Raw genomic sequence first — 23466 nt, forward strand, 5'->3', positions numbered from 1 at the left:
TCCTTAATAAATATAGAATTCAAAGCAGATGAAACAACCTCGGTTTAGTATAGTCTTCGCCTTTATATCAGCAAAAATATACTGGTATTATTGCTGATATGCACAGCAGATGAAAAAAGGAGATTATCTGTTTTGTGATAAGTATAAGCAAAGACAAGACCTGACATAAAATGAGGTAAAACGCCTAACAATTCATTGGCTGTAAAATGATTGACATGAATCATGGCAAAACAAAGACTGGATAAAAAAATCGCCACTCCCGCAGAGCAATATTTTTTTAAAAAATTTAGCAAAATATAGCGATAGATAATTTCTTCAACAAAAGGTCCTAAGACACCTAAAACCAAGATTAGCAGAGGTACAGGAAATAAATTCATTGCCGATCCAATATTGGTATCGTTAGTTAAGTTTGCCTGGTCAATGTTAAAAAATGAATAGCCTAACTGAGCTAAAAAACTGCCTGCTATCGTAAAGAGGGTCATCGCTAAAAAAACAAGCAGTGTAATCCCCAAACTTTTCAGCTTATGCTGTTTTATCCACAACAAATTTTCCTTTAACCGATAGCGCAACACATAGAGTCCAAATAAAGCTAGGAAAATATAAGCCAGCAGCGGGATAATCATCCTAAGTGACTGATTTCCATATGAAAAATGTATAAAATGCGGAATTACAAAAAGAAGAAAATAAATACCCGCAATTAAGGCTAATCCTCTTGTTTCTTTCGTCATTTCTGACCTCCAATATTAATGATTGTATTTTTGAAAATGAGAATAGATGAAAAAGATTAAGAAGCAGAGAAAAAGGAAACTAAAAAATAGGATATTTGTCAGACTAACGAGCGAGCAGCATAGGAATACACCAACTAAGCCAAGCATTTGCCCGATTTCCACCTTACTAACCGAATGAGATGTCGATTTTAGCAAAACTGTCCGACCGCATAATTCATCTAAAGAAATATGATAAATATCTGCTAACTGTATTAGACTGATGCCATCTGGAATCGTTTTGTCATTTTCCCAGTTAGAAACTGTTTGCCGGGAGACACCAAGCAAATTAGCCACTTGAATCTGACTATAGCCAAATACTTCTCTGCTTCTTCTTAACTGGTTTCCAAGCATTTCTCTTTTCATCATCATCATATCGTTTTTCTCCTTTTTGGTCTAGGTTAAATTCTTTAACATTTAGGGGGGAGCTAAGTCAAAATTCTTTGACAGGCCCTATTGTACAACTTTTAACCGATTAATCCGTTTTATGTTATTTTTTCTCAATTTTCTCTTAAGAGTAAAAGAATATCATTTTTAATATAATTCGTACTTCTTATCATCTTAATAAATTCGTAAGGATATTTAGTCCTCTTTCTAATTCTTCCATATTCTCTGGCGAACAGATGGATACTCGTAAGGCTGACTGCTCTATGATACCGCCGACAAAAAACCGTTCTGCACAAAGAATTTCTACACCATGCTGCCGGGCAAGAGTTTCAACTTCATATCCTTTCCATTCCTTTGGTAATGGCAGCCATTGAAATAAAGCAAAAGGATTCTCAGAAGTAACTTCAGGGAAGAACTGACGGTAAAGACGATTGCGTTCTTCTGACAATCGGTTTTTTTGCTGGATAATTTCTTGGGCTTGTCCACTTGAAATGAGTTCACTGGTAATTTCAGCATTTAACAAAGAGATATGAGTATTGATATTGTTAGCTGTAAGTGAAATCTTTTTGATAAATCGGTCAGGCACGACCATATAGGCGATCCGCAAGCCAGGAAACAACGCTTTTGAAAGCCCATGTATATAAAAGGTACAGTCAGGAATCAGGCTGGCTAATGGAGGCAGCTGTTGCTTATTGATAAAGGCATAGGTATCATCTTCAATTAACAAAAGCTGATGTTTTATGATGATATCAGCTAAAGTTTTTCGGCGCTGTGCGGTTAAGGTAGCACCAGTTGGATTATTGTTTGTCGGCACTAGATAAATTCCCTTAATCTGATGCTGTTGGCACTTTTTCTCCAAATCTTCAGGAAGAATGCCTTTAGTATCAGATATGATGGGAATCAATTCAATCCGAAACTGACGGGCTAGGGAGATGAAATTGGTATAGGTAAAGGTATCTGTGGCAATCTTATCACCAGCCTGAAATACCGTTAAAAAAAGCAAAACAAGTGCGTTTTGAGTGCCGGAGGTTAGAAAGATATTCTCTTGAGAAGTACTGAGAGAAAAATTTTTCAGCCAATAGTGGGCAATTCTTGTGTGCCAGTCGGTATCATTAACCGTATCAAAGCGAAAGAGTCTATCAATAGAAGGGCTCTGCAGCAATCGCCTAACGGTATCTGATGCAATAGTGTTCAGTTGATAGTAAGGTCTCAGATTACCGAGTGGAATTAGTGACTGATTCTTTTCAAGCGTCCCTAAAGGAGTTGCTTTATTTGGCGACACAAACGTTCCCTTACCAATAACAGCATAAATGATTCCTTTTTGTTCGCATAGTTTAAAAGCTCGTGTAATAGTGCTGAGATTAATATCTAAAAAGTCTGCTAACTCACGCTGTGGCGGCAATTTGGTTTCAGCTGCCAGCCGGCCACTGACAATATCTTGCTCTAGCAACTCTGCCAGTGTAAGGTACAGAGGGGCTTTTAACAGTTTCTTATTAGGTTTCCACGTCATGGGATAATGTTCAAATGAATTAACAGACATATTCTCTCCTTATAAAATTATCTTGCCGACAATTTTTTGGATAATAAGAGCCAATTTTTTATTTATAATGATATTGTACGAATTGTATGGTTTTAATCTTATTATAGCAGATTAAAAGGAGAAAATAAATGACGGACTTAACTAAAGGAAATGAATTAAAAACTATACTCTATTTTTCTGTTCCCATCCTCTTAGGAAATTTATTTGAGCAATTATATAATGTGACAGACACTGCCATTGTCGGAAATCTTGTGGGGACAAAAGGATTGGCAGCTGTTGGTGCTAGTGCTCAAGTAGTAGCCTTAACAGTTGCCCTTTCAACAGGAATCTCCATTGGAGCCAGTGTACTTATCTCCCAGCTTTATGGAGCAAAACGTTTCCAAAAGATGAAAGATATTCTTGATACGAACTTGATTTTCACGAGTATTCTAGCTTTTATTTTAACAATTTTGGGGATTTTCTATTCGAGCATATTTCTAAGACAATTAAATGTACCTCAATCTTTATTAGCTGATGCGGATGTTTATTTAAAAATTATCTTTTTAGGCTTGGTGCCGCTTTTTGCATACAATACTTTAGCGAATTGTTTGAGAGGGATTGGAGATTCTAAGACACCAACTTATATTTTAATTAGTTCGGTTTGTCTGAATGCATTTTTAGATGTAGTTTTTATTGCTGGCTTTCATTGTGGTGTTGCTGGTGCCGCCGGTGCTACTGTCATCGCTCAGTACTTTTCTTTCTTTGTCTGTTTATTGTACATGAAGCAAAAATATCCAGACTTATTTCCTCATTTATCCGATTTAAAATGGAGCAGCAAAGAATTGCGTTCATCGTTATCTATTGGGCTTCCTGCTATGCTGCAGCAGGTTTTCATTAGTTTTGGCTTTCTGGTGATTCAGTTTCTTGTTAACAGTTTTGGAACAAGCGCTATTGCAGCCTATACAGCAGCGTCTAAGGTTGACTCTTTTGCAGAAATGCCTGCTGTTAATCTCGGACAGGCATTGATGAATTTTACAGCTCAAAATGAAGGGGCTGGGAAAAGAGAGCGCATTAGCAAGGGTGGTAGAAGTACCTTATTATTTTCAATCAGTTTATCAATCTGCATTTCTGTTATGATTTTTGTTTTTGCTCCAGCATTCATTTCCATTTTTAATCATGATGCAGCCGTCATTCAAATCGGTCAACAGTATTTGCGTATTGTATCAAGCTTTTATCTGATTTTCGGAGCGATGCAGGTGTTAAATGGCTTATTATTAGGTTATGGAAAATCTCTTCTTCCTTTGATTGCTTCTATCACAACTTTCTGTATTCTTCAAGTGCCTTTAGCCGTCTTGCTATCCCGTACTTCCCTAGGATTTAATGGCATTTGGATGGCCGCCCCTTTTGGCTGGACGGCAGGCTTTCTGATGCGACTGTTTTATTATAGATATATTTTAAGAAGAGCAAACTCTCTGTAGAATGAATAAGCATAAACTATGCTGGCTTTTCTATCTCTAATCCCTTTTTATTCTTTTTACAATGAAAAGGGATTTTATTATACTCTTAGAATTGACAAAACAATGTAGACAGTGTATACTAAAAATGTAGACGATGTATACTTTTGGAGGAGAGATATGAAACGCAACACAGCAGAATTGAAAGAAAGACTTATTCAGACAGGAGTGGAAGAGATCAAAAAACATGGCATTGATCAACTTTCGCTGAGAACTATTGCTAAATCTTGTGGTGTGACCCACGGAACTCCTTATCGCCATTTTGAAAGCAAAGAAAATTATTTAAAAGTGGTTTTAAAACGCCTCTCTACTTTTCTCAATCAAGAAATGCAACAGGAAATTGATTTGGAAGCTTCTGCTCGTCATCAATTGGCTAAAATGGGATTTAACTTCATCACCTTTGCCAAACAGTATCCATATTTCTTTGAAGCTCTCTTTGTTAAATTTCCTTTCAAATATATGAAGGTCACACAGGATACTATTTCGCTGGATTCAGATTTACCAGGTTTTGAAGAATTTAAGCGTATTGTTTTGAAGCTCCGTAAAGAGGAACAGTTCACCAATAGTGAAGCTGAAACATTGTTTCACTTTTGGAGTTTCGTTTCAGGTCTTGCCGTTCTGGCGAACAGTCCCATTGGTTATGATTTTGATAACAAAGCGATTCAAACTACTATTGAGCATATGCTTGATATTTATATCAAAGGAGAACGATCATGAATATTTTAATCATCTATACTCACCCAACCCATCAAAGTTTTAACGGAGCGATTCTCAAGCAGGTTCAAGCTAACATTTCGAGCAAACATTCTGTTAAAACCTTAGATTTATACAATGAGCAATTTGACCCGATATTACGATTTGATGAAAGTCATAAACGGCGTGACTTAGACAAAGTTGTTGAAATGGAGGAATACCGTGATTTGGTTACTTGGGCAGATCATCTAATCTTTATTTTCCCTCTTTGGTGGAGTGGCATGCCTGCCATACTTAAAGGGTTCATTGATCGTGTCTTTGTAGCTGGTTTTGCTTATTCTTATAAAAAAGTCGGTCTTGAAGGACATTTACAAGGAAAATCTGCTTGGATTATCACGACTCATAACACACCTTCTTTTGTAACACCTTTTGCTCAGGACTATGGTAAAGTCCTGAAAAATCAAATTTTAAAAACTTGTGCTGTTGCACCGGTTAAATTGACTCAATTAGCAGGTGTCGAAAAGATTTCCGATGATAAACGCCAACAATTTTTGGAAGACATAGCTCAGATCGCCAGCTGCATTTGATAAATGTCAATAAAATTATAAAAACAGACTTTTCTTGGAATTTTGACTGTATGTCAGGTAGAGAGCAAGAAGAGAGGAGATGCTGATGTTAGAATTAAAGCATATTACAAAGATTTACAATAGTGGTGAGGAAGAAAACCGAGTACTGAATGATGTATCCATCCGTTTTGGTGAACATGAATTTGTCTCTATCCTAGGCGCTAGTGGCAGCGGCAAAACAACTCTCCTCAATATTATTGGTGGTTTAGATAGTTATGATGAAGGAGATATGATTGTAGATGGCACTTCTACGAAATCTTTCAAAGATAAAGATTGGGATAGTTATCGTAATGGGACCATTGGTTTCATCTTTCAAAATTACCAGCTCATCAGCCATTTGTCAGTATTAGAAAATGTTAAAATAGCTCTATCTATCTCAGGTTTATCCAATAAAGAAAGTCAGGAAAGAGCTGTTGTAGCTCTGAAAGATGTTGGACTGGAGCAGCATATTCACAAGAAACCCAATCAATTATCTGGTGGTCAGATGCAGCGAGTGGCTATTGCTCGGGCCTTGGTAACCAATCCTAAAATTATTTTAGCTGATGAACCTACTGGCGCACTAGACAGTAGCACTAGTATACAAATTATGGAATTGATTAAGAAAATCAGTCAGGGTAAGTTGGTTATCATGGTGACTCATAATCCTGAGTTGGCAGAAAAATGTAGTAGTCGAATTGTCCGATTATCAGATGGAAAGATTATCGAAGATACAGCCCCAAATCCTCAAATTGATTCCAATAAGGGTTACAAGCTGGGCAAAACTTCTATGTCTTTTGCTCGGGCAATTAGCTCTAGTTTTAAAAATTTACTGACTAAGAAAGTTCGGAGTATTTTAACGATTTTTGCAGCAAGTATTGGAATTATAGGTATTGCTTCTGTTTTAGCGATTTCATCTGGGATGAATGGCTATATTAAAAGTATGCAGGAAGACACCCTTTCCACTATGCCCATAACTATATCAGCAGCAGACTCAGGAGGAATTCGAACTTTATCCGATCGATTAGCAGAAAAAACTGAAGAACCAATCAAAGAAATCAAGGTAGCTGAGCAAGGGAGAACACATCAGAATCGTTACACTGAAGATGCTCTAGGGGGAAAAGACGGCGATTTCATCTCATATATGAAAAAGCATGCTAAATCTTACTACAAAAGTCTAAATTTCAATACTGGTTATACTCTTAAGGCTTTTGTCAAGGATACAGATGGTCAGATCCATCAGATTCAAGATAATGTGGTACGAACTTTGATGGCAACTACTACCAACTTTGCAGTTCTTCCAACAGATGAAACCACCATTACGGATAAGTACCGATTAGTTGCTAGCGAAGATAAGATATTTAAGTATCCAACTGCTAATCAAGTTATTCTATTTTTAGATTCAGATGGTAGTTTAAGCGAACAACAACTTGCTATGTTAGGTTATAAGGGAAAAAATAAAGTAAAGATAGAAGAACTTCTTGGTAAAGAAATCCATGTTCTTACAAATGACCAATATTTCCGACAAATTGGAGAGCGCTTTATTCCTAATGAAGTGACAGACAGCCTTTATCAAGAAGGGCAAACTCTGAGAATAACAGAAATCATGCAGCTAAAGGATGCTACCACAACCCCATTTAATGGAACGATTGGCTATAGTCAAACTTTTCTCAATCAATTATTGGAGGTAGAAAAAAGTTCAGCTATTGTTCAAGCACAGGAAAAAAGCCAGACCCGTAGTGTCTTGGACATCAGTGGCGAGGTTCTGTCAGAAGAAAGCTACCAAACAATGATGCAACAACTAGGAGGTGACAACACACCAACAAGTTTAAGTTTTTATGCCAAGTCTTTTGAAGATCGAAAGAAGATCCTGCAAACTATACACACCTTTAATGAAGATGTGGCCAAAAAATATGGCAAAAACAGCAATGATTATGAACGCTATTCTGTCTCCTATACGGATATGGCAAAAACAGTATCAGAGGCTTTTACTGATATTATTGGTTCTGTAACCTTTATTCTAACTGCCTTTTCAGGCATCTCACTGTTAGTTTCTTCCATTATGATTGGAATTTTAATCTATGTTTCTGTTGTAGAGAGAACGAAAGAAATCGGAATTTTGCGAGCTCTGGGAAGCCGTAAGAAAGATATTTCGCGCATCTTTAATGCTGAAGCAGGGCTGTTGGGTTTGAGCTCTGGGGTATTAGGTATCGGAATAGCAACACTTCTGACTATTCCTATTAACCAATTGGTAGTTGATTCGTTGAATATCAAAGGTTTCACAGCTAACCTCTCTCCTGAGAATGCAGCTGTATTAGTGGTTCTTAGCATTATTTTGACATTCTTTGCCGGCTATATTCCTTCCAAGATTGCCGCTCGCAAGAATCCTGTTGAAGCTCTTCGAACCGAATAGAGCAATGCATGAATCGGGAAATTCTATTCCTTTGGGTAATCTGAGATAGAGTCCTAAAGAGTATCTAAAAATAGTTTCATAATTTCTGTAGTAAGTAAAATTATCCTACTTCACTAATTTATCATACCATTCGTAAAAACCAATAAAACACCGATAAGTATTTGAAATAGGGAATAGAGAATATTGGTTAAAATGATAGAAATTGTCTTGCCACACTAACAGATTTGCTATTTTCATTTCCTCAAAACAACTAGCTGTTAAAGTAGGATAATTATAGCTGCTAACGGCTCTGATGGTGAAGTAATTGACAAATGAAATCACAACACCGGATAAAGATTGATGATTTCTTAATTCAAAAAATAGGAAGAAAAACTAAATCATAGAGCTCAGAAATGTCTAAATTGAATAATATCTTATGAAGTATTTATGAGGAATTTGTGTACCTAATTTGATAATTCAGTACCTAATAAATAGGGAGAAAAATATAGATGAAAACATTAATCATAGTGACACACTCAGATATGGGACATTCAACCATTAATAAACATTGGATTGAGGAATTGGGGAAATATCTAGAAGAATATACAATTTCATGAATTATATAAAGAATGCCCAGAAGGTACTATAAATAAAAAAAGAGAATAGTAATTAGTTGAATCTCATCAAAACTTAGTTTTTCAATTTTCTATATTTAATTTTTCTAGTCCGTCATTGCTAAAAAGTGGATAGATAATGTATTAATTTATGGTTCGTCTTATGGTAAAAATGGAGGAGATAAATTACAGAGGAGAAAAATAGCATTAGCAGTATCTGCTGGGATTCAGGAAAAGGATTATCAACCTGATGGGAAATATTATTATACTCTTGAGCAGAGATTAGTTCCTTTTAAGATTTTATTTAAATTTTTATTGTCGCTGAAATTATCGTGATCTCTTTGCTTTTTATGGTTCAGAGAGGACACCCGGTTTCAACAAAGTAAGAAATTGAGAGAAGCGCATCTGCCTATATTCAATTTTTAAAACATATATAATATTGGTCGTTAGGAGGTATTTATTATGGCTGTTTTGCAACTTCATAGAAAATTAAGTTTTGTCAATGACAGAGGCTTGCTTTATCTGATAGTGGACGATGTCAATCAAGGCAAAGTTACTGCAATTGTAGATAAGCAAATTGAACTATCGGCAGGAAAACATTCTCTTTATATTAAAGACATTCTGGGATTTACAAGTCAGACATTACTTCTAGATATCAAAGAAAATGACAATGTCTCTGTTACAGTTGGAAACGCCCCCTCTTTCATTGTGTTAGTTGTTTTACTCCTTATCTTATTTATTCTGTTTAAGACTATGCCGTTTACAGCTGGTCTTTCTCTGGTGAATTGGGGGCTTCCAATTTTATGGATTATTTTCTTACTTTATTTAGTAGTTTTTCGCCGCCATAATCTTTATGATATTTCAAAATAAGGCAAACTTGCAGAGCAGTATGCTCAGTTCTCCTAGTTTTGTTTAAAGAATAGAATGAACAAGTTGAGAATTTGGCAATCAGATATTTTAGGTTGGGAATAATATATTGTAAGTAAGGGATTTTAGTAGTATAATGAGGACAGCCCGTTTGAATAACTACCACATTTTTTCTTACGGTATAATACAACAGGTTTTTTGTTAACTTATTCCACCTATCACTATGAATATAAACTATATAAATTAGCCAAAATTTGATGATAGAGTGATAAGCTAAAAATCTGGATTTAGTCATATAAATTAAGATTGTTATGAACTAAATTATTAGTGATCCCTTTGTGGAAGGATGTAAAGAGACGACTATCACGGAAGTGTTGTTTGCGATTGTCGTCGGAAACAGATCTCACAGTAGAATATTGTACAATTCATTGGCAATCATTAACAAGGAGGAGTTTAATTAGACGATGAAAACAATCGGTTTAATCGGGGGTATGAGTTGGGAAAGCACCACTTCTTACTACCAAATTATCAACGAAACTATCAAAAGGGAACTAGGCGGTCTGCATTCTGCTAAAATCCTGCTTTACAGTGTGGATTTTGCAGAGATTGAGCATTATCAGGCTGTTGGAGACTGGGACAAGAGTGCGCAGGTGCTGGCGGACATTGCCCAGCGCTTAGAGCAGGCGGGTGCGGACTTTATCGTCATCTGTACCAATACCATGCACAAGGTTGCGCTGCAGATTCAGAAGAAAATTGCAATTCCAATTTTGCACATTGCGCAAGCAACTGCTCAAGCCCTGGTAGATGATGGTATTCGAAAGGTTGGACTCTTGGGGACTAAGTACACCATGACCCAAGACTTTTACAAGGAGAAATTACTAGAATCTGGGCTAGAAGTGCTGATTCCAGACCAAGCAGGCATTGCGGACGTCAATCGGATTATCTATGATGAACTCTGTCTGGGAGATATCAGAGAAAGTTCAAAACAGACATATCTTACCGTTATAGACGATTTAAAAAATGCTGGTGCAGAAGCCGTTATCCTAGGCTGTACAGAGATTGGTCTTCTAGTAAAGCAATCTGATATAGCTCTTCCTCTTTATGACACAACAGTTATCCATGCAGAGAAAGCAGCGAAGATGGGGATTGAGTGAAAGAATGGTTGTATTTAGCTTAAGTTCTTAAGACTATGAGTCAATTATTGGGGGATTTACCCACTACAAATATTATAGAGCCATCATAAAAACGCATAATATCAGGTATTCATAACCTTGATATTATGCGTTTTATTGTGAGAAAGTTCATTAGACTTCTCTTCCTTGAAACAACTAATGATCACTAAAGCGTCTGTATTTGATATGAAAATCAAAATAATGCTCATCTTGTAATTTTTGGAAGATGTCGCGATAGGCTTCCTCGTCGAAATGGTCACCGCGGTAGAGAATTTCAAAACTCAAGCCATCATACTCTAGAAAAGCGTTAGCTGTTTTAAAGCCATTTTGTTGATAGAAGCTCATACGAGCTTTTCTTTGTTCCAAGTTATCGCATTCTTCATCCAATCGCTCCACTTCAAGCAACATGGTCCGCTGATAAAAATCAGTTAGTTTGTCGATAATTTCCTTCCCATACCCGTGACTTCTTAAGTGAGGCATGATGGCGAAAAAGCTAATATAGAAGGCCTTTTGGTTGGAGATGGCAAAAGCAAAGCCAACAAATTCTTCTTCGTTATAAAAAGCAAAAAAGTGGGCGTCATCTCGGTCCTGGTAGCGCAAAAACTCAGAAAGAGGGACTCGTTCTTCCTCGGGGAAAGCTTCGTTATTTAGCTTTTCAACTTTATCAAGATCTGGAAACACATCGGTTATTAATTGACTGGTCAAACTCATAAATGACCTCCTTTTCTTGATTATAGCAAATTGTCTCTCTGTAAGCAATTGATTTCAGGATTCGTTAAAGAATCTTGTCGGTCCTCTGGAAAGCTGATATAATATCTTTATGAATAAAAAACGAACAGTGGACCTGATTCATGGCTCCATTCTTCCCTCACTTTTGAGCTTCGCCCTTCCAATTCTGTTGTCCAATATCTTCCAACAACTATATAATACAGCTGACGTCTTGATTGTAGGGCGGTTCCTTGGACAAGAATCCCTAGCAGCTGTAGGAGCAACGACGGCTATCTTTGATCTGATTATCGGCTTTGCCCTCGGAGTTGGAAATGGGATGGGAGTTGTCATCGCTCGTCTTTACGGTGCTCGTAATTTTGCTAAGATTAAAGAAGCTGTTGCAGCAACTTGGATTCTGGGTGCCATCCTGAGTGCTCTTGTCATGCTGATAGGCTTCTTCCGTCTTTATCCACTCTTGCAATATTTAGAGACACCTGTAGAAATCCTTCCTCAATCCTATGAGTACATCTCCATGATTGTTACCTGTGTAGGGGTTAGTTTTGCTTACAATCTTTTTGCAGGCTTACTGCGCTCGATTGGCGATAGCCTTGCGGCTCTTGCTTTTCTTATCTTTTCAGCTATCGTTAATGTGATCTTGGATTTATATTTTATTACGCAACTGCATCTGGGAGTTCAGTCTGCGGGTCTTGCAACCATTATCTCGCAGGGTTTGTCAGCAATCCTCTGTTATTTTTATATTCGTAAGAGTGTTCCAGAGCTTCTTCCGGGTCTCAAACATTTCAAATGGAATAAGGCTCTCTATGTGGATCTCTTGGAGCAGGGACTAGCCATGGGTCTGATGGGGTCAATCGTCTCTATCGGTAGTGTCATTTTGCAATCCTCTGTCAATAGTTTTGGTGCAGTCATTATCAGTGCTCAAACGGCAGCACGGCGAATCATGGCCTTTGCCTTATTACCAATGACGGCTATTTCAGCATCGATGACGACTTTTATCTCTCAAAACTTTGGGGCGAAACGTCCCGAACGTATTGTCCAAGGCCTTCGTTTAGGGAGCTATTTGAGTATGTCTTGGGCAGCCTTTGCCTGTGTTTTCCTATTTTTTGCTAGTCCTAGCCTAGTTTCTTTCTTGGCGAGTTCGACAGACAGCTACTTGGTAGAAAACGGGACCTTGTACTTACGTATCAGTTCTGTATTTTATCCATTTTTAAGTCTTTTATTGATTTATAGAAATAGCTTGCAGGGATTGGGGCAAAAGGTCCTTCCTCTCGTTTCCAGCTTTATAGAACTAATCGGGAAAATCGTTTTTGTGGTTTTGATTATCCCTTGGGCAGGCTATAGGGGGGTTATCCTTTGTGAACCCCTTATCTGGGTTGCCATGACCACCCAACTGTACTTTTCACTTTTCCGCCATCCCCTGATAAAAGAAGGCAAGGCAATCTTGGTAGCCAAAGGACAATCCTAGCTGGATTTGCTGAATAAAATCCATTTCCTCTAGTGAAAATCGAAAAAACTTGTGTTATAATAAGAAAGATTAAAATGTGAAAAAAGGAGATTCCTAATGGGACGTAAATGGGCCAATATCGTAGCCAAGAAAACGGCTAAAGATGGAGCTAACTCTAAAGTATATGCAAAATTTGGTGTAGAAATCTATGTAGCAGCTAAAAAAGGGGATCCAGACCCGGAATCAAACACTGCTTTGAAATTCGTTATCGATCGTGCGAAACAAGCCCAAGTGCCAAAACACGTTATCGATAAAGCGATTGATAAAGCAAAAGGAAACACAGACGAAACCTTTACAGAAGGACGTTACGAAGGTTTTGGACCAAATGGTTCTATGCTGATTGTTGATACTTTGACTTCAAACGTCAACCGTACAGCGGCTAATGTCCGTGCTGCCTTTGGTAAAAACGGCGGAAATATGGGTGCTTCAGGTTCGGTTTCTTACCTCTTCGACAACAAGGGTGTTATCGTATTTGCTGGTGAAGATGCAGATGCAGTCTTTGAGCAATTGCTTGAAGCGGATGTGGATGTGGATGATGTAGAAGCAGAAGAAGGAACAATCACTGTTTACACAGCTCCAACAGACCTTCACAAGGCTATCGTTGCCCTTCGTGAGTCAGGTGTCGAAGAATTCCAAGTGACAGAATTGGAAATGATTCCTCAGTCAGAAGTGGAATTGTCAGGGGATGACCTTGAAACCTTTGAAAAACTGTACAGTGTTCTTGAGGACGACGAAGACGTACAAAAGATCTACACAAACGTAGATGGATTCTAATAAATAAAAACAAGCCCTTGAAAACATTGGTATTTCAAGGGCTTTTGTTATGTCTTTGTGTAGAAAAGGGGCAGGTAAGGGGCAGAATTAAAAAACACTATCCAAAGTTTTTACAAGTTTATCTTCCATATCTTGAGTTGTATGGGAATAAATCTCAAGTGTCATTTTTGCGTTTGCATGTCCGACACGATCCATAATTGACTTAATTGGAAGCCCGGCTTCCGCTAAATAGGAAATATGAGAATGTCTGAAAATATGACTTGACAGATTTTTTTCTATTCCAGCTTTTGCGCCGTATTTTTTTATAATTTGAATGAAAGATGGTAACGTTATTGGGCTATTCCAAACCTCTAAGCAAAAGATATAATCATCATCTTTTAGTGGTTGATAACGTTCAGTGAGTCGAACCACTTGACGTTGTATGGCCTTTATAACTGCATCTGATACCAGTATTGTTCTAATGGATTTTGCGGTTTTTGGCAATGTTTTTATTTTGTTGATTGAGTCAAAATTACCTGTAATTTCAATCTTATTATTTTCAAAGTCTATATTTTTGAGTTGTAATGCCGTCAACTCTCCATACCTCATACCAGTGAGAGCAAGAACCGTTACCATATCGGCATATTTTTGCTGATACGGTCGATCATTCAGTGCATCTATTAATGCTTTGATTTCATCCATAGTCAAAAACTTGTTGCGCTTTTTTTCAATATCTTCTAAAGTTTCCGGTTTTTTAGGAATAACCGTGTAATTAACCTCATTATTTTCAATATAAGAGTATTGAACTGCATAATCGAAGATACTTTTGAGTCTACTGCGGACTCTATAAGCTGTATGATATCCTTTGCTATCAATAATATTTTCAATCTTACTCTGGATATACCGTCTATCAATATTAGCTAGTAAAGTGTTAGATGGTATTTCTTTTTTCATAGTCGCATCAACAAAAGTATAATTGTGCTTAGTAGATGCTTTGACTGTTTTAGACCAAGAATTGTAAAAAAGGTTATAGATCTCTTCAAATGTAATGCTTTCTACTTGTTTTGTGCTGATTTTTTTCTTTATCTTTTCTTGCAGCAAGATGGCAGCTTGATTTTTAGCTTGAGGGGTTTTCTTTTCCATTGTGACTGATACTTTTTTTAATTTCTCAGTATATGGATCCTTATACCGTTCAAAAAATTTATATTTGCCGGTTGGTAATTCTTCCATCCACATTTGCTTTTCACCTCATTTCTTGGTAAAATAGACATAGAAAAGAGGGCTTTTTAATGCCTGTCTTTCTATACATCCTACTCCACGCTCAGAGTCGCCAAACTTTTGAGAGCGTGGGGCTTTTTTGTTTTGTCTAGACTTTGTAAATGTCAACGACCTCTCCGATTGTGCGGATGTCGTCATTCTCTGACAAGTGAATTTCCTCGTATCCACTATTTAGACTTTGAAGATACCAGGAACCGTCATAATCTCTTTTCAATTTCTTGACGAAGTTCTTACCGTTAATTTGGAAGATACCGATTGAATTGATATCTACCTGACTGGTAACTTTGATGAACAATAGATCATTATCTTCAATGAGTGGTTCCATACTATCGCCTGCCACTTTAGCGATGGTGTCATAACTTTCTGGGACATCTTCAGTTCTAAGTTTCACTTCCATGTGAAGATTATCTTCCTGGAACGTTCCATGGCCTGCAGCAACCAGTCCCTCAACATAGTCTATAATGTAGTCATCTGTTCTATACTTTTCTAAGACCGTGGTCGCTTTCATGTTGATTTGCTCGTTTAATAGAACTGTAGCATAGTCGATTACATTTGCTTGTCTATCTTCGTCTAGTTGATTGAAGATGGTTAGAATTTCAGCCTGATCAATATCAATGCCGTTAAAATAATCTAGTGGGACATCGAAATAATCAGCAAGGATTTTGACAGATGAGAGTCTAGGTTCCTCTCTATCATTTTCCCATTTTGAAATTTTACCTTTATTAAAATTGATAGTGTCAGGATATTCCTTGTTCAATATATCCGCTAACTCTTCAAGAGTTAGATTATGGCTTTTTCTAAGCTCTTTTATTTTGTTTCCTATCATTGTTGTTGCTCCTTTTTCTATAATGATAATACCATAAAAGTTTCGTTAACGCAAATTATTTTAAAAAAATTAAAAAAAGTTGTTGACAACGAAAAAATAAAAGTGTATACTTAACTCATAAAATAAAGTTGCGAAAACGACAACTTGGAAAGGAGAGGTCTATGGAAGGTTCACTAGTACTGGATAAACCATACCACAATTTAAAAGGTATCATCGTTTCTAAAGGTTTGAAACAGAATGATATTGCCGACAAGTTAGGGATGGATAAGTCTACACTTAGCATGAAAATCAACCGATATAAAGGGCGAGACTTTACATTCTCAGAGGCAAGTAAGCTGGCAGAATTGCTAGGTGTCAAGATGGAGGATTTCTAGCAGTATTTTTTTACTCTAAAAGTTGCGAAAACAACAACAAAGAAAGGAGAAAGCAATGAAAGAAATTGAAAAAAATGCCCTCAATGATGTTTTGAGGACAATTATACTTATAAACGGAAAGATTGAAGAAATTGCTGAAATTCAAAAGCAGCAGGAAATACTTATTTCTTATCTTCGAGGGATGATAGCAGGCTCTGAGTCTGAGTGATTCTATCTTGAGATTGTTGAATAATTGACTGATAGCCAAATTGTGATTCGTTTAAATTTAAACCACGAATGATTCCGGGAGAATAGTTTGACTGATTTTTTTCAAGAAGATTTAGTATTTTGTCTAGCTTTTTAGTTAGTTTATCATCAAGCTCATCTAATGTAACGCTTTTATCAAGACTACTCTCAGGCATTTTGAAGTTTTCAAAACTTTGAATTTTAGATTTCAAATTTTCTTTAGATTCTTCAATTTTCGATACATCTGTATCATAGAAAACGGTACGAGTCGTCATAACATCAAAAGGAAGTCTTTCTCCTACTCTTATGATTGGGACAAGAGGCAGTTCAAGCGCCTGTCTAAAACCTAACTCGTAGAATGCGTTGGGATTATGGTCTGTCATATCTGCTATAACCATAGGAGCAGTTTTAAGGTAATTGATAATTGTAGCGTTGATGTTATCTACCGCATTGACGTGGTCAACACGAACAGGTTTATAACCAAGTTCTTCACAAACAGGGGCGATAAGATACTTATATACATTGTCAGCTCGTTCTCTGGTAGGTGTTCCAGATTCACCAATAGCAGTTACAATAAAACAAATTTTTTCAGTCATAATTATACTCCGCAAATTTTATTATCTTTATTATACCAAATTTAGAAAGGAATATTATGAACGAAATTTTTAATTTTCACGGGCAAGAAGTCCGTACTATGACAATCAATGATGAACCATGGTTCGTTGGAAAAGATGTCGCTGACATATTAGGATATAGCAAAGCAAGAAATGCAATTGCTCTTCACGTTGACGAAGAGGACGCCCTAAAGCAGGGCATCCCTACTAGCGGTGGAATGCAAGAAATGTTGATCATCAACGAATCAGGATTATATTCGCTTATCCTATCTAGCAGATTGCCACAGGCGAAAGAATTTAAGCGCTGGGTGACATCAGAAGTCCTTCCAGCTATTAGAAGGCAAGGTGGTTTTATCCGTGAGGACCTAGATGAAGATGCCTTTATCGCTCTCTTTACTGGACAGAAGAAATTGCGTGAGCAACAAGCCAGCATGATTGAAGATATCGACTATCTCAAGAATGAACAACCAATTCATCCAAGCTACGCTCAATCTCTATTGAAGAAGCGTAAGGCTCGAGTAGTTGCTTGCCTTGGTGGAATTGACAGTCCAGCTTATGCTGACAAACGCTTTGCTCAGTCGGTATTTAGACAAGCTGAGATTGATTTCAAGGAGCATTTCAACATTAGTCGCTATGACTTACTACCAAAGAAATTCGCTGAAGCTGCATCGAAGTATTGGATAACTTGGGAGCCATCTACCAACACTAAGATGAAAATCATGGATTTGAACGCTTTTAACATAGCTCAGAGAGGATGAAAATTAGACCACAAAAAAGCACCTGACCGAAGTTAGGCGCTCAACAAAATTACTACTTAAATTATAACATGAAAGGGGCAGATATGGAAGCAATTGAAGTTGTGAGAATTAGGGATGTGATCATTGAGAAGGTTTCGGCCAACGATGAAGAATTAGAACACATCTTTGGATGCACAAAGCGACAAGCAGGAGACATGAGACGAGAGATGAAGAAATTACCTAGTCAACAGAAGCACCTCAGAAACGATGGCCAACTTGTCACAATTAAAGGGTTTGACGCATACCTGCAATATAGAGGTAGTCGAGAATGGAAAAAAGAAATGGAAACAAGCAAGAAAATGAGGTCGGTCGGATGAACGCTTTCATCGCATCACTGACTTTAAAAAGAATTAGAGGTATAGAAAATGGAAATTAAATATGTTTATGAAAAGACACAATTAGGGTGGGGTTGGCAAGTTGCCCTAGACGGACAAAAGCTATTCTATCCTTTTGGCGAACTAAAAGGTTTGAAACGCTTTGTGAAGGAAAATTTGGATATTTTGATCCAGAAGCTAGAAAGTGAAGAAAACTATGGACTAGCCTTCTATGCCTGTGGGTATAACGGACAGTCACAACAAGAGTACATAGATTGTTGGAAAAAACAAGGTTTGACCGTGTTTTAATTCAAGGAGAATAATATGACAGAACCAACTTTATCAAGCCAATTGTTTGGCTTAGCAGTGATTTTCATTGGAATGTTTATCTTGCTGCTATTTACAGCTAAAAATGAAAAAACGGATGAGCAAAATGTTGTGGTCATCATCGAAGAAACCGAGGATTTCGGAGAAGTCGCACGAAGAAACCTGAGAATGTGTGATAGAAAATCAACCTATGACACACAGCCTCCTATTGGACTGACTTCATCAATCGAGGATGTGCCACAAGTTTTTAGAGCATGCATCGAAGACTATGACAGGCTTGCTTGTGATTACCAGGAAGAAGCAAGTAACAATGATTTTCTAAGAAAGCAAAATGCAGACCTCTTAGAAGAAAATGGGCGTTTGCTTTATCAGGAAATGACTATGGAATCTAGAAGAAATCAACGCAAATGGGGAGCTAGAGCATAAAAACAACAAAAACTAAAGGAGGGAAGTCATGTCTGAAATCAAATGGATTAAGATTACGACGGATATTTTTGATGATGAAAAGATACGCCTTATTGATGCACTACCAGATCATGATGCAATTTTGGTTATATGGTTTAAAATCCTAGCTCTTGCTGGCAAACATAATCGCAACGGACTTTTGATGATGTCAGATAAAGTTCATTACACTGATGAGATGCTTGCAACAATCTTTCAAAGGCCTCTGAATAGTGTAAGAATGGCTCTTGGAATTTTTGAACAATTCGGAATGATTGAAATTATCGATGGTGTTATCACGCTGCCAAATTGGGAAAAGCATCAAAATATTGATGGGATGGAAAAAATCAAGGAGCAAACACGCAATCGTGTTGCAAGGCACCGTGAGAAACAGAAAAATCTTGCTCTTGGTAACGTTACATGTAACGTTACAGTAACGGGCGGTAACGCACTAGAAGAAGAAGCAGAAGGAGATAAGACTAAGATTAAGAATAGATTAGATAAAGATAAGAATATAACTACTACTAGTAGTGAGTATATCTTAGAACTTTTTCAGTCTGAGTTTCGTAGATTACTATCAGGTTTTGAGATTGAGGAAATTAATCATCTGTTAAAGGAAAATGATGTTGAACTAGTTAAAGAAGCATTGAGGACCGCTGTTAATTTAGGAAAATCAAACGTTAAATACATAGGTGGTATTTTGCGAAATTGGCAGATGAATCAAGTTACAACAGTTGAACAGGTTCAACAATCTCAAAAACAACATCAAGAAAAAAAATCAGGCAAGGAGGCGACAGACGAATGGGGATTTTAGAACTTATCGAGCAATTTGAAGATGACTTTTATCCGATAAGCGAGGAAAAGAAGTCACTGCTTGCAAAACAATCTCTTTCTACCGTTACTGCTTGCCTGTCAGATATGGCTAGCTGGAAAGCTTGTGGAGGTAAGGTATCATGGTAACTGATGCTTTAGAAGAAATGGCTCTCTCTTATCACAGAAATACTGAAGAACAGGATGAAATTTGCGACAAACACAAAATTCCTTTGATTAAGATTATTCGTACAAATGATGTTCTCTGTCGCTTATGCGAATCGGAACGGATTCATGCAGAGAATCAATTAAGAGTAAATGAGCTTGCTGACGCAGAATACGAGAGAGAACGGAAGTTCTATCTTGAGAGATTCTCTCTCTATGATGATGTACTGAAAAATGCTACTCTTGATAACTTTGACACACCAACTGAAAAAGAGGTTGAAAAGTTGAAGTTTGCCAAAAAAATTTGTAGAGAGTGGGCAGGTGGAGCGAGAAACAATGTTGTTTTTCAAGGCGAAGATGGAACGGGTAAAAGCCATCTTGCTTTTGCCATGATGAAAGCTTTATCAGAAGCTACAAAAGAAATTGCTATCTTTATCAATGTCACTGACTTGCTGATGAAAATCAAGGCGGACTTTAGTCAGGAAGAGTTCCTGGTCAATAAAATCGCTAGTGCAAAGTTTTTGGTCTTGGATGATCTTGGTATGGAGAAGGACAGTGAGTGGTCCTTCAGTATTCTTTACAACATTCTCAACAAAAGGGCCAATACGGTTATCACGACTAATCTGACTGCACAAGAAATTCAGAAACGCTACGGTCGGCCGTTTATGAGCCGGTTGATGAAGGGTGTAGACAATGATCATCTGATGGTTTTTAATGACCTGAAAAATAAAAGGAAAGAGTATTTTTAGATATGAATGAAATTAAAGAAAAAGCCTTGGCTAAGTTGCTAGAGGAATTAAATCAACCACATGATGCTGCACTTGACCGTGTTCATAACTGGATATGCGATCAGGAGGATGAGGAATTATTTAAAGGAATCTTAAAAGAGCGATACTCTCTGAAGTGTGCTTTAAGCCATGCTAAAGAAAAAGCTCGTAAATTTGCTGAAAACGGAGTCGCTTGTATCGATGATGCTACTGTCTTCAGATGGGTTAGAGAGTACTTTATCTCAAATTCACAAGTATCTAACATCAAGCAGGTACCTGTTGAATCTGTCAAGAAGAAGGTAGAAAAGCCTAAAAATCCTTCTGAAAATAAAGCTGATGCGGTCAAAATTAAGAAAGAGAAAGGAGCAGTCGAAAAGCAAATGAGCATTTTCGATTTCTTGGACGAATGAAATATGAACAATGCAAGCGAGAAGCTGACAGACGATTGAAACCACCTGCAGATTTTTGGAGCTGGTGCTACTCGCAAATCACAACGTATAGATGGAGCAATAAGGACAAGACAATAATCGCTTCAGACTTGGACCTTGGCCATTGTATTGAAAAGCGACTGACAAAGTCGTCACGGCTCACTTTTTATGACAAGACCTACTTTTTCTCAATCATTCTCAGCACGTCTAAACGCATCGAGATTCAATCTTATGAATTTAGCTCGAAGCTAGTCGAAGGGAAACAATTTATTGATTTTCAACTTACTAATTTAGAACGATTTGAAAATGACAAACACATAAAGATTGGCCAAGATTTCAACGGACAATTTTATCCGTATCTATTCGCCAATTTCTTTAGTGGCGGTTTTTACACAGGAAATATTTTTTATCCAAACAACTGGGCTGAGAGACTTAGAAAAGTATCTGAGCTCAAATATTTGAAGTTTGGATACATCGATTACTGGGAAATTGAACGGCTTTACAAATACAAGTTTGAAATTGAATTCGCTCAGAAAATTCATGCTTATAGGTTGGCCAACGAAATCATGTATCCAAATTATAGGTTTGGATTCACAAGAAGCGTAGATATGCGAACCTTGAACCGCAGATGGCTTCAGAAGAATAAACATTTTTTCAAAAATTCAAATCGCAGCTTTAACGAATTTGAATTGAGCCGTCGATTAAAAGAACGGAACGGCCAACTAGTGCCTGGCATTGAGTCTTATCTGACTTACCACGATATCAAGCATATACCGAAAGGTATCGGGATCAATAAGTTTCAGAATTGGGTTATCAAGAATCATATTGACTTCAATGAATACCTTGACTATCTCAAGATGCTACGAGAAATGGGCATTGAGCCTGAAGGTGATGCTATGCTTGTGCCAAAGGATTTCACGGCCATGCATAATCACACAGTCGGATTATACAATCAATTCGTCGAAGAAAAACAAAAACTGGAAGATAAGAAGAAACGCAAGCAACTTGAAGCTGAGTTTAAACTTAGAGAAGGAATGGATAAGACAATCAATGGATACGCATTCCATGTCCCTAGAAAAGTGGCTGAGCTGATCTATGAGGGCAAGAAGCTACATCACTGCGTAAGCTCATACACAGACAAGCATTTTAAAGGGGATACCTTAATAGTGTTTGTCCGTTTATCAAACCAACCTAAAAAACCTTTGTACACACTCGAAGTGAGACAAGGGAAGATAGCTCAGTTTCGTGGCAAGTATAACCAAGATGTACCAGCTGAAGTCTGGGACATAGCCAAGGAATGGATGAAACAAACGAAATTAGTACCAAAGTCAGCATAAAGGAAAAAGGAGTTGGAAGATGATGGAAGAATTAAAGAAAAAAGTTAATGGAGTATACGGCTGGTCGGTAGAAGACGGGAAGCCCAAACTTCCCAAGCAAGATTTACCACAAGCAGTGAAAGACCGGGCGGACTATTTTTGGGAAATGGCAGAAGATGGTATGACGTTTATGGGAGCGATGGAATGTATCTTCGCCGATAAAAAACCTACAGACTATGATTTGGGTGCTACTAAGGATTGGTTGCCAAAATCTAAGGAGTTTGATGATTGGGTCGGCTATTCACCAGGCATGTCTCAGTTAGTTATTGCAGTTTATTTAATTTATGGAGGAAAGGAAGATGAATAAGCAGGAAGGGATTGAAGTTGAGGAGGTGGAATAAATGGAAAATTTAATGTTTTGGGGGATGTTTATTGCTTGTTTGCTGATTTCGGCTATGACATTTTATATTATGTACTCTCAAGCGATGGTCAACAGAGATTTGGAAAGAAAATACTATGACTTAAAACAAGAAATTTTAAGAGTTTTTGGTTGGGATGAATATGACTGGGCAAATAATTTTAGGGATTATGCTCGTAAAGTTGAAGGACTTATCAAGTTTAAAAAAGAAATTGAACAACTTGAAATTATTAAAAAAGCATTAGAAGTCAAAAGTTTGGAAGAGTTGCAAAAGAAGAAAGAACAGATTGAAAGTGTAATCAAAACGCTAGAAAAATAAGGAGGTGGAGTGATGAATGAACAGTTCGTTTTAGAATTACAGAAATTGCTGAATTGCTTTCCTGATTCATACGTAAATCGCAACCTTGAGGTAATTCTTATACCTAAGACCAATACTTACTTTTCTCTAGTCGGTTGTGGCACAAAGAGGGACATAATTGCAAAAGTCTTAATGTGGTGCACTAGGGATATAGCGAAAGTTAGACCTTATCAACAACACAAACGAAATATCGCCTTCTATGTAGACAATCGTGACCGTTTGAGAAAATATTTAGGTTCTAATATCGATGTAGATGTGGTTTATCATCACCTAGGAAATGGAATTAACAAAGAACTCACACACAGATTTATCGAGAGCGGTTTTGATATGAACTTACTTTATAGAGAAATTAAGAGCAAGGAGTAGAGTGATGGAAGAAGTTATTATGGCTACACTGCCTAACAAAGAATTAAATCGTTTGATTTAAATTGAAATCGCAGTTGAAAATCTAATCGAGAACGGAGTTCTTGATCAAGATTTGTTCAATGAGTATTTGAGAGA

Annotated in this window: 30 protein-coding genes; 23 read left to right on the forward strand and 7 right to left on the reverse strand. The window is 37.3% G+C overall.

Annotated features, from left to right (window positions below):
- Positions 1 to 62 precede the first annotated feature (62 nt).
- The 3 genes from NML69_RS04455 to NML69_RS04465 form a co-directional block, all read right to left on the reverse strand.
- Entirely contained in the window at positions 63 to 728 is a 666-nt protein-coding gene (locus NML69_RS04455) for a CPBP family intramembrane glutamic endopeptidase (protein ID WP_254725428.1), read from the reverse strand.
- 15 nt (positions 729 to 743) lie between these two features.
- Complete coding sequence (locus tag NML69_RS04460) at positions 744 to 1139, reverse strand: helix-turn-helix domain-containing protein (protein WP_254725430.1); 396 nt, start codon at positions 1137 to 1139, stop codon at positions 744 to 746.
- Between the two features lie 181 nt (positions 1140 to 1320).
- Positions 1321 to 2691 (reverse strand): PLP-dependent aminotransferase family protein, encoded by a 1371-nt coding sequence (locus tag NML69_RS04465; RefSeq protein WP_254725432.1) that lies wholly within the window; start codon positions 2689 to 2691, stop codon positions 1321 to 1323.
- Between the two features lie 128 nt (positions 2692 to 2819).
- Between NML69_RS04465 and NML69_RS04470 the strand changes: the two genes are divergently transcribed.
- The 7 genes from NML69_RS04470 to NML69_RS04500 all read left to right on the forward strand — a co-directional run bounded on the left by NML69_RS04470 (position 2820) and on the right by NML69_RS04500 (position 10506).
- Positions 2820 to 4148, forward strand: a complete 1329-nt coding sequence (locus tag NML69_RS04470) for an MATE family efflux transporter (protein WP_247917891.1) — start codon at positions 2820 to 2822, stop codon at positions 4146 to 4148.
- Positions 4149 to 4304: 156 nt separating this feature from the next.
- Entirely contained in the window at positions 4305 to 4901 is a 597-nt protein-coding gene (locus NML69_RS04475) for a TetR/AcrR family transcriptional regulator (protein WP_254725434.1), read from the forward strand.
- Positions 4898 to 5464 carry an NAD(P)H-dependent oxidoreductase gene (locus NML69_RS04480; RefSeq protein WP_061407322.1) on the forward strand — a complete coding sequence of 189 codons (567 nt, stop codon included), beginning with the start codon at positions 4898 to 4900 and terminating at the stop codon, positions 5462 to 5464. Before NML69_RS04475 ends, NML69_RS04480 begins: the two co-directional genes overlap by 4 nt.
- An 85-nt stretch (positions 5465 to 5549) precedes the next feature.
- A complete protein-coding gene (locus NML69_RS04485; protein WP_254725436.1) occupies positions 5550 to 7892 on the forward strand; it encodes an ATP-binding cassette domain-containing protein in 2343 nt (780 codons plus the stop codon).
- Between the two features lie 740 nt (positions 7893 to 8632).
- Positions 8633 to 8821 (forward strand): hypothetical protein, encoded by a 189-nt coding sequence (locus tag NML69_RS04490; protein WP_254725525.1) that lies wholly within the window; start codon positions 8633 to 8635, stop codon positions 8819 to 8821.
- 126 nt (positions 8822 to 8947) lie between these two features.
- Positions 8948 to 9355 (forward strand): hypothetical protein, encoded by a 408-nt coding sequence (locus NML69_RS04495; protein WP_061407315.1) that lies wholly within the window; start codon positions 8948 to 8950, stop codon positions 9353 to 9355.
- Positions 9356 to 9816: 461 nt separating this feature from the next.
- Positions 9817 to 10506 (forward strand): aspartate/glutamate racemase family protein, encoded by a 690-nt coding sequence (locus NML69_RS04500; protein ID WP_254725438.1) that lies wholly within the window; start codon positions 9817 to 9819, stop codon positions 10504 to 10506.
- 174 nt (positions 10507 to 10680) lie between these two features.
- Here the strand turns inward: NML69_RS04500 and NML69_RS04505 are convergent, their stop codons facing one another.
- Entirely contained in the window at positions 10681 to 11235 is a 555-nt protein-coding gene (locus NML69_RS04505; RefSeq protein WP_000060287.1) for a GNAT family N-acetyltransferase, read from the reverse strand.
- Between the two features lie 109 nt (positions 11236 to 11344).
- On the opposite strand from NML69_RS04505, the gene NML69_RS04510 reads away from it, so the two are divergent.
- Both NML69_RS04510 and NML69_RS04515 read left to right on the forward strand, forming a co-directional pair.
- Complete coding sequence (locus NML69_RS04510; RefSeq protein WP_254725440.1) at positions 11345 to 12715, forward strand: MATE family efflux transporter; 1371 nt, start codon at positions 11345 to 11347, stop codon at positions 12713 to 12715.
- Between the two features lie 96 nt (positions 12716 to 12811).
- A complete protein-coding gene (locus NML69_RS04515) occupies positions 12812 to 13528 on the forward strand; it encodes a YebC/PmpR family DNA-binding transcriptional regulator (RefSeq protein WP_049524687.1) in 717 nt (238 codons plus the stop codon).
- 87 nt (positions 13529 to 13615) lie between these two features.
- Here NML69_RS04515 and NML69_RS04520 read toward each other — a convergent pair whose 3' ends face one another.
- On the reverse strand, positions 13616 to 14737 hold the full coding sequence (locus tag NML69_RS04520) for a site-specific integrase (protein WP_254725442.1): 1122 nt from the start codon (positions 14735 to 14737) through the stop codon (positions 13616 to 13618).
- A 136-nt stretch (positions 14738 to 14873) separates the two neighbouring features.
- Positions 14874 to 15611, reverse strand: a complete 738-nt coding sequence (locus tag NML69_RS04525; protein ID WP_254725443.1) for an XRE family transcriptional regulator — start codon at positions 15609 to 15611, stop codon at positions 14874 to 14876.
- Positions 15612 to 15772: 161 nt separating this feature from the next.
- On the opposite strand from NML69_RS04525, the gene NML69_RS04530 reads away from it, so the two are divergent.
- Together NML69_RS04530 and NML69_RS04535 are read left to right on the forward strand one after the other, a co-directional pair.
- Positions 15773 to 15985 (forward strand): helix-turn-helix transcriptional regulator, encoded by a 213-nt coding sequence (locus NML69_RS04530; protein ID WP_254725444.1) that lies wholly within the window; start codon positions 15773 to 15775, stop codon positions 15983 to 15985.
- Between the two features lie 55 nt (positions 15986 to 16040).
- Entirely contained in the window at positions 16041 to 16193 is a 153-nt protein-coding gene (locus NML69_RS04535) for a hypothetical protein (protein WP_254725445.1), read from the forward strand.
- Here NML69_RS04535 and NML69_RS04540 read toward each other — a convergent pair.
- On the reverse strand, positions 16147 to 16806 hold the full coding sequence (locus NML69_RS04540; RefSeq protein ID WP_254725446.1) for a hypothetical protein: 660 nt from the start codon (positions 16804 to 16806) through the stop codon (positions 16147 to 16149). The two genes, NML69_RS04535 and NML69_RS04540, sit on opposite strands and share 47 nt — an antisense overlap.
- 56 nt (positions 16807 to 16862) lie before the next feature.
- On the opposite strand from NML69_RS04540, the gene NML69_RS04545 reads away from it, so the two are divergent.
- The 12 genes from NML69_RS04545 (at position 16863) to NML69_RS04600 (ending at position 23331) form a co-directional block, all read left to right on the forward strand.
- Entirely contained in the window at positions 16863 to 17582 is a 720-nt protein-coding gene (locus NML69_RS04545; protein WP_254725447.1) for an ORF6C domain-containing protein, read from the forward strand.
- 83 nt (positions 17583 to 17665) lie between these two features.
- Positions 17666 to 17938, forward strand: coding sequence for a hypothetical protein (locus NML69_RS04550; protein ID WP_015971711.1), 273 nt, complete (start codon positions 17666 to 17668; stop codon positions 17936 to 17938).
- 48 nt (positions 17939 to 17986) lie between these two features.
- Positions 17987 to 18244: a hypothetical protein gene (locus NML69_RS04555; protein ID WP_254725448.1), complete on the forward strand. Its 258-nt coding sequence runs from the start codon at positions 17987 to 17989 to the stop codon at positions 18242 to 18244.
- A 15-nt stretch (positions 18245 to 18259) separates the two neighbouring features.
- Positions 18260 to 18688 (forward strand): hypothetical protein, encoded by a 429-nt coding sequence (locus NML69_RS04560; protein WP_254725449.1) that lies wholly within the window; start codon positions 18260 to 18262, stop codon positions 18686 to 18688.
- 28 nt (positions 18689 to 18716) lie between these two features.
- Positions 18717 to 19517 carry a phage replisome organizer N-terminal domain-containing protein gene (locus tag NML69_RS04565; RefSeq protein WP_254725450.1) on the forward strand — a complete coding sequence of 267 codons (801 nt, stop codon included), beginning with the start codon at positions 18717 to 18719 and terminating at the stop codon, positions 19515 to 19517.
- Positions 19505 to 19663 (forward strand): hypothetical protein, encoded by a 159-nt coding sequence (locus NML69_RS04570; protein ID WP_254725451.1) that lies wholly within the window; start codon positions 19505 to 19507, stop codon positions 19661 to 19663. The genes NML69_RS04565 and NML69_RS04570 overlap by 13 nt, the downstream gene beginning before the upstream one ends.
- Positions 19657 to 20427, forward strand: coding sequence for an ATP-binding protein (locus NML69_RS04575; protein ID WP_254725452.1), 771 nt, complete (start codon positions 19657 to 19659; stop codon positions 20425 to 20427). The genes NML69_RS04570 and NML69_RS04575 overlap by 7 nt, the downstream gene beginning before the upstream one ends.
- A 2-nt stretch (positions 20428 to 20429) precedes the next feature.
- Entirely contained in the window at positions 20430 to 20855 is a 426-nt protein-coding gene (locus tag NML69_RS04580; protein ID WP_254725453.1) for a Cas9 inhibitor AcrIIA9 family protein, read from the forward strand.
- Positions 20852 to 22210: a PcfJ domain-containing protein gene (locus NML69_RS04585; protein ID WP_254725454.1), complete on the forward strand. Its 1359-nt coding sequence runs from the start codon at positions 20852 to 20854 to the stop codon at positions 22208 to 22210. The genes NML69_RS04580 and NML69_RS04585 overlap by 4 nt, the downstream gene beginning before the upstream one ends.
- Positions 22211 to 22229: 19 nt before the next feature.
- Positions 22230 to 22556, forward strand: coding sequence for a hypothetical protein (locus NML69_RS04590; protein ID WP_254725455.1), 327 nt, complete (start codon positions 22230 to 22232; stop codon positions 22554 to 22556).
- A gap of 34 nt (positions 22557 to 22590) precedes the next feature.
- Positions 22591 to 22926, forward strand: a complete 336-nt coding sequence (locus NML69_RS04595) for a hypothetical protein (RefSeq protein ID WP_254725456.1) — start codon at positions 22591 to 22593, stop codon at positions 22924 to 22926.
- Positions 22927 to 23097: 171 nt separating this feature from the next.
- Positions 23098 to 23331 (forward strand): hypothetical protein, encoded by a 234-nt coding sequence (locus NML69_RS04600; RefSeq protein ID WP_254725457.1) that lies wholly within the window; start codon positions 23098 to 23100, stop codon positions 23329 to 23331.
- Positions 23332 to 23466: the final 135 nt, after the last annotated feature.

The organism is Streptococcus sp. CF8-6 (assembly GCF_024295845.1).
GTDB lineage: Bacteria > Bacillota > Bacilli > Lactobacillales > Streptococcaceae > Streptococcus > Streptococcus oralis_BO.

Bases quoted from the DNA above. Each gene is read 5' to 3' on its own strand.
- NML69_RS04455 (WP_254725428.1), bottom strand. From the start codon at position 728: ATGACGAAAGAAACAAGAGGATTAGCCTTAATTGCGGGTATTTATTTT.
- NML69_RS04460 (WP_254725430.1), bottom strand. From the start codon at position 1,139: ATGATGATGATGAAAAGAGAAATGCTTGGAAACCAGTTAAGAAGAAGC.
- NML69_RS04465 (WP_254725432.1), bottom strand. From the start codon at position 2,691: ATGTCTGTTAATTCATTTGAACATTATCCCATGACGTGGAAACCTAAT.
- NML69_RS04470 (WP_247917891.1), top strand. From the start codon at position 2,820: ATGACGGACTTAACTAAAGGAAATGAATTAAAAACTATACTCTATTTT.
- NML69_RS04475 (WP_254725434.1), top strand. From the start codon at position 4,305: ATGAAACGCAACACAGCAGAATTGAAAGAAAGACTTATTCAGACAGGA.
- NML69_RS04480 (WP_061407322.1), top strand. From the start codon at position 4,898: ATGAATATTTTAATCATCTATACTCACCCAACCCATCAAAGTTTTAAC.
- NML69_RS04485 (WP_254725436.1), top strand. From the start codon at position 5,550: ATGTTAGAATTAAAGCATATTACAAAGATTTACAATAGTGGTGAGGAA.
- NML69_RS04495 (WP_061407315.1), top strand. From the start codon at position 8,948: ATGGCTGTTTTGCAACTTCATAGAAAATTAAGTTTTGTCAATGACAGA.
- NML69_RS04500 (WP_254725438.1), top strand. From the start codon at position 9,817: ATGAAAACAATCGGTTTAATCGGGGGTATGAGTTGGGAAAGCACCACT.
- NML69_RS04505 (WP_000060287.1), bottom strand. From the start codon at position 11,235: ATGAGTTTGACCAGTCAATTAATAACCGATGTGTTTCCAGATCTTGAT.
- NML69_RS04510 (WP_254725440.1), top strand. From the start codon at position 11,345: ATGAATAAAAAACGAACAGTGGACCTGATTCATGGCTCCATTCTTCCC.
- NML69_RS04515 (WP_049524687.1), top strand. From the start codon at position 12,812: ATGGGACGTAAATGGGCCAATATCGTAGCCAAGAAAACGGCTAAAGAT.
- NML69_RS04520 (WP_254725442.1), bottom strand. From the start codon at position 14,737: ATGGAAGAATTACCAACCGGCAAATATAAATTTTTTGAACGGTATAAG.
- NML69_RS04525 (WP_254725443.1), bottom strand. From the start codon at position 15,611: ATGATAGGAAACAAAATAAAAGAGCTTAGAAAAAGCCATAATCTAACT.
- NML69_RS04530 (WP_254725444.1), top strand. From the start codon at position 15,773: ATGGAAGGTTCACTAGTACTGGATAAACCATACCACAATTTAAAAGGT.
- NML69_RS04535 (WP_254725445.1), top strand. From the start codon at position 16,041: ATGAAAGAAATTGAAAAAAATGCCCTCAATGATGTTTTGAGGACAATT.
- NML69_RS04540 (WP_254725446.1), bottom strand. From the start codon at position 16,806: ATGACTGAAAAAATTTGTTTTATTGTAACTGCTATTGGTGAATCTGGA.
- NML69_RS04545 (WP_254725447.1), top strand. From the start codon at position 16,863: ATGAACGAAATTTTTAATTTTCACGGGCAAGAAGTCCGTACTATGACA.
- NML69_RS04550 (WP_015971711.1), top strand. From the start codon at position 17,666: ATGGAAGCAATTGAAGTTGTGAGAATTAGGGATGTGATCATTGAGAAG.
- NML69_RS04555 (WP_254725448.1), top strand. From the start codon at position 17,987: ATGGAAATTAAATATGTTTATGAAAAGACACAATTAGGGTGGGGTTGG.
- NML69_RS04560 (WP_254725449.1), top strand. From the start codon at position 18,260: ATGACAGAACCAACTTTATCAAGCCAATTGTTTGGCTTAGCAGTGATT.
- NML69_RS04565 (WP_254725450.1), top strand. From the start codon at position 18,717: ATGTCTGAAATCAAATGGATTAAGATTACGACGGATATTTTTGATGAT.
- NML69_RS04570 (WP_254725451.1), top strand. From the start codon at position 19,505: ATGGGGATTTTAGAACTTATCGAGCAATTTGAAGATGACTTTTATCCG.
- NML69_RS04575 (WP_254725452.1), top strand. From the start codon at position 19,657: ATGGTAACTGATGCTTTAGAAGAAATGGCTCTCTCTTATCACAGAAAT.
- NML69_RS04580 (WP_254725453.1), top strand. From the start codon at position 20,430: ATGAATGAAATTAAAGAAAAAGCCTTGGCTAAGTTGCTAGAGGAATTA.
- NML69_RS04585 (WP_254725454.1), top strand. From the start codon at position 20,852: ATGAAATATGAACAATGCAAGCGAGAAGCTGACAGACGATTGAAACCA.
- NML69_RS04590 (WP_254725455.1), top strand. From the start codon at position 22,230: ATGATGGAAGAATTAAAGAAAAAAGTTAATGGAGTATACGGCTGGTCG.
- NML69_RS04595 (WP_254725456.1), top strand. From the start codon at position 22,591: ATGGAAAATTTAATGTTTTGGGGGATGTTTATTGCTTGTTTGCTGATT.
- NML69_RS04600 (WP_254725457.1), top strand. From the start codon at position 23,098: ATGTGGTGCACTAGGGATATAGCGAAAGTTAGACCTTATCAACAACAC.